Below are 13,039 nucleotides of genomic sequence, written 5' to 3'. Positions count from 1 at the left end.
AATAATAAGATCTACATAAATAAATCTATTGAGTATATGCAACGATTGTAAACCTATGTCTTACACCTATGTCAAGTGGCCAATAACCCTGAAAATAAAAAACGCCAATATGAACACTCATGTCGGCGTGGATACTTGATATATAAATAATCTAATGGTGAGTGCAAACTGCGTGGGCACTTAAGCTATTGGCACATTCGCTGATAAATTATTGATCCCAATCGGGGCTAAAGTCAGGCGCCGCCACACGATGATTTCGGTCTAACTTATCAATTGCGGCCATGTCTACAGACGGGAGCGATAACGCTAATGAGGCAATATTAGCTTGAACATTTACCAGCTTAGTTGACGATGGAATAGTGACATAACCTTTTTGGCGCATCCACACTAATACCGCTTGGGCGGGTGTCATTTGGTGTTTCTTCGCAATCGCGACAATAGTGTCGTCGGTTAATACCGCACCATAGGCAAATGGCATATAACCAGTCACCATAATATTGTGCTGCTGACAAAATTCGACCAGTCGGTTATTTTGCAAATATGGATGTACTTCAACCTGATTAGTGAATATTGCGTCGGTACCTAAAATCTCAATCGCTTGTGTAACCTGGGCCATAGTGAAATTAGACACGCCAATGTGTTTCGCTAAACCAGCATCTTGCACCTCTTTTAATGCCAGTAAATACTCTCGCATAGGTACTGAATCATCGCGTAACGGCCAATGTATCAGTAACAAATCCACATAATCGGTTTGCAATAAAGCCAAGCTGTCATGCACGCTTTGAATAAGTTTGTCGTGGGCAAAACGATCCGTCCACACCTTAGTGGTGAGAAAAATATCAGCTCTTGCGATACCCGATGCTTTAATTGCATCACCAACTTGTTTCTCATTGGCGTAAATCTGAGCGGTATCAATGTGGCGAGAACCCTGCTTTAGCGCCATTAACACTGAATCAAATGCCAGTTGATCTTTAAGTCTGAAGGTACCTGTGCCTAACAATGGAATAGTGGTCATATTGTCTTCCTAAAAACGGTATCTGAACCAACACTGTGCGCAAACTAACAACAGAAATAAACCGTCAACCAAGCAAATCTGTTTTGCTCAAACTGCAAATATCTACACACGGTTAAATTGAGCCCTTAGTTATAAGGTTAATCTTGGTTGAATAAACTCAATAAATGCAGAAATACGTCGCGCAACAATAGACGATTTGTAATACACCGCATTCACTTGTTCACGTTCTATGTGAGTAAACTTCTCCGACTGAAGTATGGGCACTAACCGACCCGCCACGAGATCATCATTAATCATAAAACCTGAAAGACACGCAATGCCATTACCTGCCAGTGCTAGTTGACGCAAAGTTTCTCCATTGCTGGTGCTGATGGTAGGGGTAATAACATCGCAACCTTTTAGCGGCCAGTGATTCAATATTTTAGGTTCGGTAAACCCAAGTAACTCGTGGCAAGTCAAATCAGACACTTTTTGTGGCACACCTCTACGCGCTAAATACTCAGCGGAGGCAACAATATGTAAGGCACTTTTTCCTAATGGTCGAGCATGCAAGGTTGAGTCTGCCAACTTACCAATTCTAATGGCCACATCGGTACGCTTTTCAAGTAAATCGACATAGCCCTCGTTCGAGGTCAATGCTAATTCAATGTCTGGATAAGCGGCGCGAAAATCTTTCATCAAAGGCACTAATTGATGAAACACAAACGGACTTGCCGCGTCCACACGCAAACGTCCTTGTGGTAGTTCACCACGACGTACGAGTTCATCTTCTGCGCGTTGTAATTGTTGTAATCCACCCCGAACAGATTCGACAAATTGGCGGCCTTCATCGGTTAACTCAACACGCCGAGTGGTGCGATTGAGAATGGTGACCCCGAGCTGTTGCTCTATTTTACTTACCGCGCGTGACACTCGTGCAACCTGAATATTGAGTGCATCGGCCGCTGCAGAAAACCCGCCGCAGTCGACCACCATCAGCAATATATCTAAATCATCTGAACGCGTAAGCATGCATACCTCATCTTGTGCTGTGTCGATCTAAAGAGTCGCTCTAACATCATTGTTTATTGCATTTATAGCAAAAGTCATTTGCTAAACATACTGTTTTTAACAACATATATCTAATCAATAATGACGCCCATCAACTGACTGACACATTTATCGCGACGGTAAATCCTAGCGACAACCTAAGAGGAACACATTATGCCGTTAGCTTTACTCGCATTGACGCTTAGCGCCTTTGCTATTGGAACCACCGAATTTGTCATTGTGGGGTTAATCCCCACAATGGCACAAGACCTTAACGTATCATTACCATCGGCTGGCTTATTGGTCAGTCTTTACGCATTAGGTGTCGCCATTGGCGCACCAGTACTCACCGCATTAACCGGTAAATGGAATCGCAAACACGTATTGCTGGCGGTAATGAGTTTATTTGTTGCGGGTAATCTATTGGCTTGGCAAGCGCCCGGTTACGAAACCTTAATCGCTGCACGCATTATCACTGGGTTAGCCCACGGAGTGTTTTTCTCTATTGGCTCAACCATTGCCACTGGGTTAGTACCCAAAGAAAAAGCCGCCAGTGCGATTGCCATTATGTTTACGGGGTTAACCGTCGCCTTAGTGACAGGCGTCCCTTTGGGCACCTATATTGGCCAGACCTTTGGCTGGCAAGCCACTTTTTTAACTGTCGCAATTCTTGGGTTTGTAGCCTTGATTGGCAGTAGCTTGTTGGTTCCCAATAATTTACCTCAGCCACCCGCGGCAAAATTATCATCGCAATTAAAAGTACTCACTCAACCACGGTTATTACTGGTCTATGCCATTACCGCATTAGGTTACGGCGGCACATTCACAGCCTTTACTTTTTTAGCCCCCATTTTAGAGCAAGTGTCTGGTTTTGAATCTCAATCTATTGGCTTAATCATGTTGGTGTACGGGGTATCGGTCGCTATTGGTAATATTTGGGGCGGAAAAATGGCCGATAAAATGGGCCCAATTAAAGCGTTAAGTATTATTTTCAGCGGTCTTGCGACCATATTAGTGATATTTAACTTTACTGCGGTTAACCCTATTGCCGCTGTGATCACCATTTTGGTCTGGGGCGCATTTGCATTTGGTAATGTACCTGGGCTACAAGTTTACGTAGTTTCCCTTGCACAGAAGTACACACCCGACGCCGTTGATGTGGCTTCAGGATTAAATATTGCCGCTTTTAATGTCGGTATTGCACTTGGGTCTTGGGGTGGCGGGCTGATTGTGGCTAACGCTGGCCTAATGCATACACCTTGGGTTGGTGCGGTGATTGTGGTTATTGCCCTAGCATTAACACGTTTCAGTGGCTCACTAGACAAGAAAACTAACGCTAGCAAGAATGCTCAAGTGAGTATTCAAGCGAGTAGTTAAAAGAATAGTTAAGCAACGACATCAACGCTGATATTCAACATCACGATGGGATCGATAAGCACCAATGTGAGCTCGTATCTGCGATCTCACATTGGTCGCTATCATTGTGCTCACATTCAGATGTTATAAACCCCAATCGGCTTTAGGTAAATGCTCCACAAACCAGTCAAATGCACGGCCTTGATGGTCTTTATGCCAAGCAATGTACAAACTTTGATTCGGTCTTGGAATTGAACACATTTTTTCAATCAACTCACCACTATCAAAGTAGCATTGCACCATGTGTCTGGGTACAAAACCAATACCTAGTCCTTGTAACTGTGCTGCTATCTTGGTTTCCATGGTGTTAACTTTAATCACTTGTTTGCTTTTAAAAAGGCCACTACTGCGAGTAGGTAAAAGTTGTGATGTATCGGCGACCACCACCGAAGCATAGTCAGTTAGTTTGTCGGCTTCTAATACGCCATCAACAAACGCCAATGGATGATATGGCGCTACGGCAAATACAAATTCAATTTCGCCTATTTTATGGGTTTGAAATACACCTCTTGGTAACTCACCAGACGCACCAATCACAATATCGGCGCGTCGGCTGTGCAATGCATCCCAACCACCACCGACGGCTTCAACATCGACACTAATGTCGACCGAGTGTTCTAGCTGATTAAATTGTTCAATTAATTGAAACAACGTCCCCTGGGGGATGACCGTGTCGCGTGATAGCCGAATTTCAGTTTCCCAACCAGACTCTAATTGCTGCACAGAATCAACCAACCGATTGGTGGCTAACAAAATCTGCCGCCCTTGCTCTAACACAATTTTACCTGCTGGCGTCAGTTGTGCTTTTTGCTTTGTGCGGTCAAATAACGCCGTGCCCATATCATCTTCAAGTTTTTTGATGGTGTAAGTCAGCGCTGACGGTACTCGATATAACGATGCCGCTGCAGCAGCAAAGCTGCCCTTACGTTCAATCGCATCTAGGGCACGTAATGCGTCAATAGTAATCGGATTTTGCATCAACTCTCCATATTCAAATAATTTGAACCTTTACGTCAGTTTATTCCGATTTTTTATTCAATCAAGTCTCAATATACTTCTTATCAACCAGTGAGACAGGCTCACTAGAAACAATTAATGTTTAAATTTATTGAGGATATATACCATGAAAGCACTCGTTAAACGCATCACGAACTCTACTGCAGGTTTTAGCACTTTGGCATTACGCTTACCTGTTGGGATTATTTTTATGGCTCATGGCGGGCAAAAACTGTTTGGTTGGTTTGGCGGTTATGGCCTTGAAGGTACAGGACAGTGGATGGCATCGATTGGGATTGAGCCCGGCGTGTTAATGGCTTTCTTAGCCGGTAGCGCTGAATTGGTTGGCGGACTGTTCATCTTATTGGGTTTATTGACTCGTCCAGCAGCGGTTGTATTAGCATTCACCATGATTATCGCCATTGCTAGCGTACATATTAGCAACGGTTTATTTATGGCAAACAACGGTTATGAATTTGCGTTAGCACTATTGGCTGCCAGTGTGTCACTTGCGCTATCAGGTTCAGGCAAAGTCGCGCTAGATAAAGCCATTGTAAGCAAACTGTCTTAATTTTCCGTACTGATCACTTATTCATTAAACGATAGGAACAACATTATGATTACCTTACGTCATGCAAGCGAGCGCGGAATAGCCAACTTTGGTTGGTTAGACAGCAAACACAGTTTTTCATTTGGCAGCTACTATGATCCACAACACATGGGCTTTTCAGCACTGCGAGTGATCAATGACGACAGTGTCACTCCTGGTGCCGGATTTGCCACTCACGGCCACCGTGACATGGAAATTATCAGCTACGTACTTGAAGGCTCTATCGCCCATAAAGACAGTGAAGGCAATGTTGAAGTGTTGCCTGCAGGTGAGTTCCAATTAATGTCTGCTGGCAGTGGTATTACTCACAGTGAGTACAACGCATCCGCCACAGAGCCACTGAAGTTTTTACAAATTTGGATCCAGCCAAATGCTTTAGGTAATACACCAGGATATCAACAAAAAAACTTTGGTCAAGCAGTAGGACTAACCACGATTGCTACGCCAACGGGTGAAAACGGAACCTTGCAAATCAAGCAAAATGCGACATTGTCACAACTGATTTTGGCGCCTAAATCTGAAATAACCTATCAGATTGCGACTGACCGTAAAGTGTATGTTCATCAAGTCGCTGGCGAGCTCAATATTGAAGATCAACAGCTAAAAATAGGTGATGGCGCTAAACTCACCGACATGACCACGGTGACCTTAGTTAATCCATCGGACACTCAAGCAACTGCACTGATTTTTGATTTACCCTAGATGAGGTTAGTTGATGATTAAGCCTGTGATAGTGTTCCTTCACAGGCTTAATAGCTTCAACTTTATACCCATTCCATTATCCATTAGCAGGAGTAACGTTTTTTGCCATGGCTGGTTGCGACCGAGGTAATACGCCTAACTTACTGACAGTCCATAAACACACTGCCGTTACCAGCATCATGCCAACTTGGATCCCGATGACACCATGATAACCGCTTTGCCATAACGCTATTATTTGCTCAGAAAACAACAACCAATCTGCCAAAATTGTAATGGCTAATATACTACTGGTGAGCAAAAGTAGCTGGCTGATATGACGCTTAATATCGGTCACTTTTATACTACACAACATAACGAGCAATAGTGACGTTACAAAACACCCCACTAACCATTCACCTCGTCCAGATAAGGTTACAGGTAATAGTCGTTCACACAAAAATCCAACTGCTGTCGCCACAATAATGCCACCACAGCCACCAATCGTCATCGCGGTTACGATAGCAATACTGCGCGGTGAAGACTGGCGCTGAGCGCTGCGCTTATTTATCCATAACATATTGCCGGTAACAATCATCGCACTAATAGCCATCGCCAAAATAAAGTACAAAATACGGATGTCTAAGCCTGCAAAGTTACTAAAATGCAATGTCACTAGTACATCTCTACCCTGGCGGAACACATTGTAGTTATCGGCATTAACCTTATCCATCACAGTGCCATCCTGCACCCGATAGGTCACTTCATCTCGTTGAGCAAAATTAACCGTATCGGTACCACGCACTTGTACTAAGGCATTTTCAGCACCGTAATGGTGGAAAATAATATTACGTAACTCAAAATTCGATTGCTGTGTAGTGTGTTCAATTAAAGTAAACGCATTGCTCATATCAAGTGACGTTTCACTTCGCGGTTCGCTGCTACGGTTAAAACCGGCATCGTTAAACAATGCTTGTCGATCGCCCTGATAAATAAACACCACAAAAGCCAGCTGAAACACTATGGCCAAGTTAAGGATCAAGCCGCTTAGGGCATACATCAAGGTAAAAGGCAGTGTCATCACCCCTACTACGGTATGGAGATCGAGTAATTTATCCCGGCGTTGTTTATCGACGCGATACAAAAAGAAATGTTTAAGTAATTTACGCGCATGGATAAAAATACCTGACACGAGTGCAAACAGAAAAATCAGCGTCACGACACCAATAAGATAACTGCCACCGGGTAAATCAAGGTTGTAATGTAAGCGGTACATAAATTGCGATAAGTAAAAGTCATCTTTGCCCGCAACGGTTTCGCCGCTTTTAGGATCGACCAATATCGCCATCGACTGGCGGTCCGATTGCGGAGCATCTCCAAACACATCGAAGTAAAAAATATAATAAGGTACTAGCTCAGTCGGCATATTTATTCGAAAACGGCCAGCTTGATCTACTGGGTATTCAGCAAACTTTTGCTGTACCAGTTTCGCTAGAGGAATATCTGCTTGGGTATTATCGACTGGATGATGAGGCGTAATGGCCCACTGGGCGATTTCATCGTGAAACAAGGTCACCGCGCCAGCCCAAAATACCAAAAACAGTAAAGGTGAAATAATTAAACCAAGCCAACTGTGGGCTTCGATGAGATTTTTAATGACTTTGTGCTGTACCGGAGAATCAGATTTCATTGAGTTATTCATGACTTAGGTTTGAAAAAAAATAGTTAGTTTTGCGAATAAAATAACAACGTATTGATAAGACTACTGGCCACAAGCCATTTGGCGCACACGACACTCGCCGCTTTTGCGCTATTGCGGCTATAACAAAATGTCATCACCCCAACCCACACACAAAAACCCAGCATTAGCCCAACGAATAGTTTTACATCTACAGCAGCCGGTAATATTCGAAAAACGATGAGCATTAAACTGATTGCCAGTAATAACCCCCATAAAAATGCAGCAATAGATTTAGGCCACATGGTTATTTAACCCCAACAAGGAGGATACTGACAAACAACGCAAAGCCTAGCGAACTGACCCAGATGCTACGACCTTTATAGTGCGAGGCCACCAGCACCAGTAGTATCCACATGGTCATCATGCAAATCAGCACCACTAAACTGGCGACGAATACACTGTAAGTATGGCTAAACCCCCACACTGCAAATAACACCGCTAAACCGCATAAGCACCAAGCCAGTAATTTGGGAAAAGGTAAACTAACAAGCTGCTGTTTGTCAGATGCCAAATAGGCAAACAAGCAACCAAGCCATAAAGAAGCTACACTGACAAGTTCCATCTATTTCGATCTCCGGCCATTTAACGCAAATGATAATGATTTGCATTAATTATCCAGAATATCTTTGCCAAATACAAGTTGATTGTGCTCAAGCCTTTAGAAATAGCAGTTTGAATGTGCTCTAACAGCGCTGTAACGATATATTGTGGCTTAATCATGGTTATGGAAATTATCATGGTCAACAATCATATCGAGGGAAAACAATCGCCGAGGCAAACAACCACAATATTAAATAGCTGTTTGGCGATGAAATAAGCTGATCACAGATGAGGAAATAGTCGATAAACATCGACATATGCCTTAATGGCTAATAACCACTTTTTCATTAATGTATCCAACACTTTATGAATCTGGCATTGGCGTTCATTTTAATCATAGATCACTAAGATTAACGCAACATAGTAGCAACCTTGAAAACTCTGGATTAACAGTGGATTAACTAAAGCTATTTATTTAACAATCCTCATGTTACTCGTCTACACAGTGCTGTATTATTTTATTCTAATACAGTAAAAGATCCGTCAATATCAATGCTGGACAAAGGGCCATCCCTTGCTTAGGATTAATATTTGACCAATCACAATAATAATACAAAGTCGAACAGGGAATGTCAGATGAAATATTCCCTTCTCTATCTCATTTTTTATTTAAAATAAGGCAATGTAATATGCTAAAGCGCATCGTTTACAGCGTATGTGGCGCAGCTATTGTTGGACTAGCTATATTCAGTATATATGCTTGGCACCCTGCAATTGATCCCGTCGAATCAACTCAAACAGATTATTCTCCACACGTTATCGAACAAGGTAAAATACTTGCCTCTGCAGGCTATTGCAGTACTTGTCATACACCGCCAGGTGGCACTCCTTATGCTGGTAACTATGAAATGCATACTGACTTTGGCACCATTTATTCAAGTAACATCACTCCAGATGTCGAAACCGGTATTGGTAGCTGGTCTCAAGCTGCTTTTGCTCGCGCCATGCGCACGGGTGTGAGCCGCGATGGACATCATTTATTGCCTGCGTTCCCTTATGAACACTTTAATAAAATGACCGACGATGACATTAACGCGATTTATGCTTACATCATGACGTCAGTTCCGGCGGTTAACCAAGCAAAAAAAGACAACGGCATTCCGTTCCCGCTCAACATCCGCTGGTTTCAAGCGGGTTGGAAACTGCTGTTTGCTGATACCCAATCTTTTGAGGTCAACAGCCAACAATCTGCCGAATGGAATCGCGGTGCTTACTTAGCTGAAGGTATTGCTCACTGTGGTGCATGTCATACTCCACGTAATGCATTGGGCGGCGAAAAGTACGCACAAATGTACCAAGGTGCCGCCATTGATGGTTGGATAGCACCATCGTTAACCTCTACTAGCACTTCGCCTATCCCATGGCGTGCACAAGACTTTTACGAATACCTTACAACCGGTAACTCGCCTTACCATGGTAGCGCGGTAGGTCCAATGGCGCCGGTTATGCACAAGGGCTTATCAGCTCTTCCAGACAGCGACATAGAAGCCATTAGTGGCTACTTTGCTGAAATTGCCCGTACCAATAACACCGACGATCCAGACTCAAGTAGCACGTTACAAGCAGCAATAACGGCACAACATCAACAACCGGATCTGCGGATTGATGAAGGTGCACGTTTATATGCGGCAGCTTGCCAAGCATGCCACTACAACAGCGACCAATTAGTTAAAGGCCGCCCATTAATTACTATCGGCTCGGCAACACATCTTAATGATCCAACTAACCTGATTAACGTAATACTGGATGGTGTGCGCAGCGATCAAGGGATTAGCGGCGTTGTAATGCCAGGCTTTCGTGATGCACTTAGCGATGAAGACATTAGCGCAATTGCAGCTTATTTGCGCCAAACAGCTGGGGAAAACACCTGGCCTAAATTACAACAACAAGTGGGCGAGATCCGTAATCAACCCCGATTTGAGCACTAACTTCACTGGAGAAGTGACAATGGCAAAATTTATTTTAAACGGCAAACCGATGACTGCCGATGTAGAGAGTGATACTCCTCTACTGTGGGTTATTCGTGATGAACTGGACATGACTGGCACCAAATTTGGTTGTGGTATTGGTACCTGTGGTGCCTGTACCGTCCATGTTGGCGGCCGAGCTACACGTTCATGTATAACCCCTATATCGTCAGTTGAAGGAGCCGAAATCACTACGATTGAGGGGCTTTCTGAAAAGGGTGATCATCCATTGCAAATTTCTTGGCAAAAACTGCAGGTACCACAGTGTGGTTACTGCCAGTCGGGCCAAATTATGCAAGCTGCAGCACTACTAAAAGACATTCCTGAGCCTTCAGACAAAGACATTGACGCTGTGATGGGCGGAAATTTATGTCGTTGTATGACCTACGTTCGTATTCGCAGCGCCATTCATGAAGCAGCAAACGCAATCAAGGAGAGCAACGATGAGCAGACTGCCTAAACGTGGATCGGTGGGTATAACCCGCCGCGGTTTTTTAATTGCCATGACAGCGGTAGGTGTCAGCTTTGGTTTTCCTCGCCATTTGATGGCGGCAATGGATCCTGCTAGCCCTGACGGTAAAGTACTCCCAAGCGAAGGTGACATTTACGAACCGTCGTTATGGTACTCAATCGATACTGCCGGCAAAATTAAAGTCAACATTATGCGCTCAGAAATGGGCCAACATGTCGGTACAGCTATTGCTCGTATTCTTGCTGATGAACTGGAAGCCTCATGGGATGATATTGAAATTATCCATGTCGACAGTGATCCACGCTGGGGTTACATGGTTACCGGCGGCAGTTGGTCTATATCACAAAGTTGGCCGGTTTACCGTCAAGCCGGTGCTGCGGGTCGTACAGCGTTAATTGAAGCTGCAGCTAAAAAATGGGGTATTGCAGCAAAAGACTGTAAAGCCAGTAACGGTAAGGTTATCTCAAGTAAAGGCGAGCTGTCTTACGGTGAGTTAGTCACCATGGGCCTAACGCGTCAGTTTACTGAAGAAGAACTGAAAACCCTGCCGCTGAAGCCTAATGCCGATCTTAAACTGGTTGGCCAACAGGTGACCTCTCTTGATATCGCCAACAAGACCAACGGTAAAACCATATTTGGTATCGATGCGAAAGTTGATGGCATGGTGTACGCCAACCCTATTTTACCCCCTACTCGTTATGGCTCTAAAGTAGTTAAGTTTGATGACTCTGCAGCAAAAGCAGTAAAGGGTTATCAGCAAACTATCGTACTAGAAGATGCCAGTGGCAGTGTACCAGGTTGGTTAATGGTTATCGCCAGCAGCTTTAATGCGGCCCAAAAAGCCTCGAAGCTGGTAAAGGTGACATGGGATGCAGGTAAAACGGCCAACGTGTCTGAAGCAGACATTATTGCTCATGGTAAGCAATTACTTGGCGACCAAACCAAAGGCAGTATTTTAGACACAGGCAATTCTGACACTGGGCCTGTATTTGCGAGCGCGAAAAGTACCATTGCAGAAGAATATATCACCAGCACAGTACTCCATGCGCAAATGGAACCGCTTAATGCCTTGGTATTTAAAAACCAAGACGGTATATGGGAAGTGCATTCAGGTTGTCAGTGGCAATCACTTACTCTACCCGTATTAGCCACGGCATTAGGCGAAGAAGAAGCTAACATTGTTATTCGTAGCTACATGTTAGGCGGTGGCTTTGGCCGCAGACTTAACGGCGATTACACCATTCCTGCGGCGTTGACCTCTAAAGCATTAGGCGGTAAACCGGTTAAAATGGTGATGATACGTCCACAAGACATGTTATTTGATAGCGCGCGTTCTGCATCAGTTCAACAACTCAAAATGGCATTTGATGATAAAAAAGCGGTTACCGCAATGGAACATCACGCCACAGCAGGTTGGCCAACTCAAGTATTAGCGCCAGGCTTTATGCCTAAAGGCACCAATGGCGAACCGTATGATCCGTTCTCGATTGCCGGAGCAGACCATTGGTACACTGTTGGTGCTCAAAAAGTACGCGCGGTATCGAATGATCTGGCCATTGCGACCTTCAGACCAGGTTGGTTACGTTCTGTTGGACCGGGTTGGACAAGCTGGGCAGTTGAAAGCTTTATGGATGAAGCTGCCCATCACGCGGGTAAAGATCCATTGCAGTTCCGCCTAGACATGCTCATTGCCGAAGGCCGAAATGCTGGTAGCACACCTGTTGCTGAAGGTGGCGCGGCTCGCCAAGCCGCAGTATTGAAAAAAGCTGCTGAGATGATTGGCTGGGGCACTCCGCAAGCCAAAGACACAGCGCTTGGCATTGCATCAACCTTTGGTCAAGAACGTGACATGCCAACATGGGTATCGTGTGCAGTACAAGTTCATGTCGACAAAAGCAACGGTATTGTCAATGTGCAAAAGCTTTATATTGCCATCGATGCCGGTATTATTGTTGACCCTAATGGTGCTGAAGCTCAGTGCCAGGGCGCGGCATTGTGGGGATTATCGATGGCCTTGTATGAAGGTACTGAACTGCTTAATGGTCAGTATAAAGACTCAAACTTCGATACCTATACCCCGCTGCGCTTAGGCCAAACTCCAGAAGTTAAAATCGAGTTTATCCCGAGCAAAATGCCACCATCTGGATTAGGTGAACCGGCAGTAACCCCTGTTGCTCCAGCGATTGCCAATGCAATCTACAATGCAGTCGGTGTACGTTTACGTAAAATTCCGATGAAGCCTAGCGACGTGAAAAACGCGTTAACTAACGCGTAATTTATCTGCTTTAACAGCCCAGTCTTAACGATAATGACTGGGCTTTTTTATGCTTGCTGCACCTCATCGTTATCATTCTTTAGACTGAGGGATAAATAATTTTATTTCCCCCTACTCGATTTAAAAAACGTCAATAAAAACAGTGGACAAGCTTTGTCCATCCAGCAGCAGAGTCATAGCACCGGTTAGCTTGTTACCAAAAAGTAACGTTTTTCCTTTATAATTATGCCCAAGTATCGT

Annotated in this window: 12 protein-coding genes; 6 read left to right on the top strand and 6 right to left on the bottom strand. The window is 44.3% G+C overall.

Annotation, left to right across the window (positions count from 1 at the left end; translation table 11 throughout):
* Positions 1 to 208 precede the first annotated feature (208 nt).
* Together dkgB and GUY17_RS01130 are read right to left on the bottom strand one after the other, a co-directional pair.
* The gene (gene dkgB / locus GUY17_RS01135) at positions 209 to 1,015 is read right to left on the bottom strand and encodes a 2,5-didehydrogluconate reductase DkgB (RefSeq protein WP_162022044.1); all 807 of its coding nucleotides are present in this window, start codon (positions 1,013 to 1,015) and stop codon (positions 209 to 211) included.
* 129 nt (positions 1,016 to 1,144) lie between these two features.
* Positions 1,145 to 2,026 (bottom strand): LysR family transcriptional regulator, encoded by an 882-nt coding sequence (locus tag GUY17_RS01130; RefSeq protein ID WP_162022043.1) that lies wholly within the window; start codon positions 2,024 to 2,026, stop codon positions 1,145 to 1,147.
* A 192-nt stretch (positions 2,027 to 2,218) separates the two neighbouring features.
* On the opposite strand from GUY17_RS01130, the gene GUY17_RS01125 reads away from it, so the two are divergent.
* The gene (locus GUY17_RS01125; protein WP_011635698.1) at positions 2,219 to 3,421 is read left to right on the top strand and encodes an MFS transporter; all 1,203 of its coding nucleotides are present in this window, start codon (positions 2,219 to 2,221) and stop codon (positions 3,419 to 3,421) included.
* A gap of 123 nt (positions 3,422 to 3,544) precedes the next feature.
* Here the strand turns inward: GUY17_RS01125 and GUY17_RS01120 are convergent, their stop codons facing one another.
* Positions 3,545 to 4,438 carry a LysR family transcriptional regulator gene (locus tag GUY17_RS01120; protein WP_162022042.1) on the bottom strand — a complete coding sequence of 298 codons (894 nt, stop codon included), beginning with the start codon at positions 4,436 to 4,438 and terminating at the stop codon, positions 3,545 to 3,547.
* Positions 4,439 to 4,583: 145 nt separating this feature from the next.
* Between GUY17_RS01120 and GUY17_RS01115 the strand changes: the two genes are divergently transcribed.
* Both GUY17_RS01115 and GUY17_RS01110 read left to right on the top strand, forming a co-directional pair.
* Positions 4,584 to 5,027 carry a DoxX family protein gene (locus GUY17_RS01115; protein ID WP_101084834.1) on the top strand — a complete coding sequence of 148 codons (444 nt, stop codon included), beginning with the start codon at positions 4,584 to 4,586 and terminating at the stop codon, positions 5,025 to 5,027.
* 45 nt (positions 5,028 to 5,072) lie between these two features.
* Positions 5,073 to 5,768, top strand: a complete 696-nt coding sequence (locus GUY17_RS01110) for a pirin family protein (RefSeq protein WP_162022041.1) — start codon at positions 5,073 to 5,075, stop codon at positions 5,766 to 5,768.
* A gap of 76 nt (positions 5,769 to 5,844) precedes the next feature.
* Here GUY17_RS01110 and GUY17_RS01105 read toward each other — a convergent pair whose 3' ends face one another.
* From GUY17_RS01105 to GUY17_RS01095, 3 genes are read right to left on the bottom strand one after another with little or no spacing between them, the layout of a single operon-like run.
* Positions 5,845 to 7,434 carry a PepSY domain-containing protein gene (locus tag GUY17_RS01105; RefSeq protein ID WP_162022040.1) on the bottom strand — a complete coding sequence of 530 codons (1,590 nt, stop codon included), beginning with the start codon at positions 7,432 to 7,434 and terminating at the stop codon, positions 5,845 to 5,847.
* Between the two features lie 35 nt (positions 7,435 to 7,469).
* Complete coding sequence (locus GUY17_RS01100) at positions 7,470 to 7,727, bottom strand: hypothetical protein (RefSeq protein WP_101084831.1); 258 nt, start codon at positions 7,725 to 7,727, stop codon at positions 7,470 to 7,472.
* A gap of 2 nt (positions 7,728 to 7,729) precedes the next feature.
* Complete coding sequence (locus GUY17_RS01095) at positions 7,730 to 8,047, bottom strand: hypothetical protein (protein ID WP_101084830.1); 318 nt, start codon at positions 8,045 to 8,047, stop codon at positions 7,730 to 7,732.
* Positions 8,048 to 8,714: 667 nt separating this feature from the next.
* Here GUY17_RS01095 and GUY17_RS01090 point away from each other — a divergent pair.
* From GUY17_RS01090 to GUY17_RS01080, 3 genes are read left to right on the top strand one after another with little or no spacing between them, the layout of a single operon-like run.
* Positions 8,715 to 10,013 carry a cytochrome c gene (locus GUY17_RS01090; RefSeq protein ID WP_162022039.1) on the top strand — a complete coding sequence of 433 codons (1,299 nt, stop codon included), beginning with the start codon at positions 8,715 to 8,717 and terminating at the stop codon, positions 10,011 to 10,013.
* A 19-nt stretch (positions 10,014 to 10,032) separates the two neighbouring features.
* A complete protein-coding gene (locus GUY17_RS01085) occupies positions 10,033 to 10,512 on the top strand; it encodes a (2Fe-2S)-binding protein (RefSeq protein ID WP_101084828.1) in 480 nt (159 codons plus the stop codon).
* Positions 10,496 to 12,799, top strand: a complete 2,304-nt coding sequence (locus GUY17_RS01080; RefSeq protein ID WP_101084827.1) for a xanthine dehydrogenase family protein molybdopterin-binding subunit — start codon at positions 10,496 to 10,498, stop codon at positions 12,797 to 12,799. The genes GUY17_RS01085 and GUY17_RS01080 overlap by 17 nt, the downstream gene beginning before the upstream one ends.
* The last annotated feature ends 240 nt before the right edge of the window (positions 12,800 to 13,039 follow it).

It is taken from the genome of Shewanella sp. Arc9-LZ, from assembly GCF_010092445.1.
Classification (GTDB): Bacteria; Pseudomonadota; Gammaproteobacteria; order Enterobacterales; family Shewanellaceae; genus Shewanella.
This window is presented reverse-complemented; position numbering and strand designations above follow the sequence as displayed.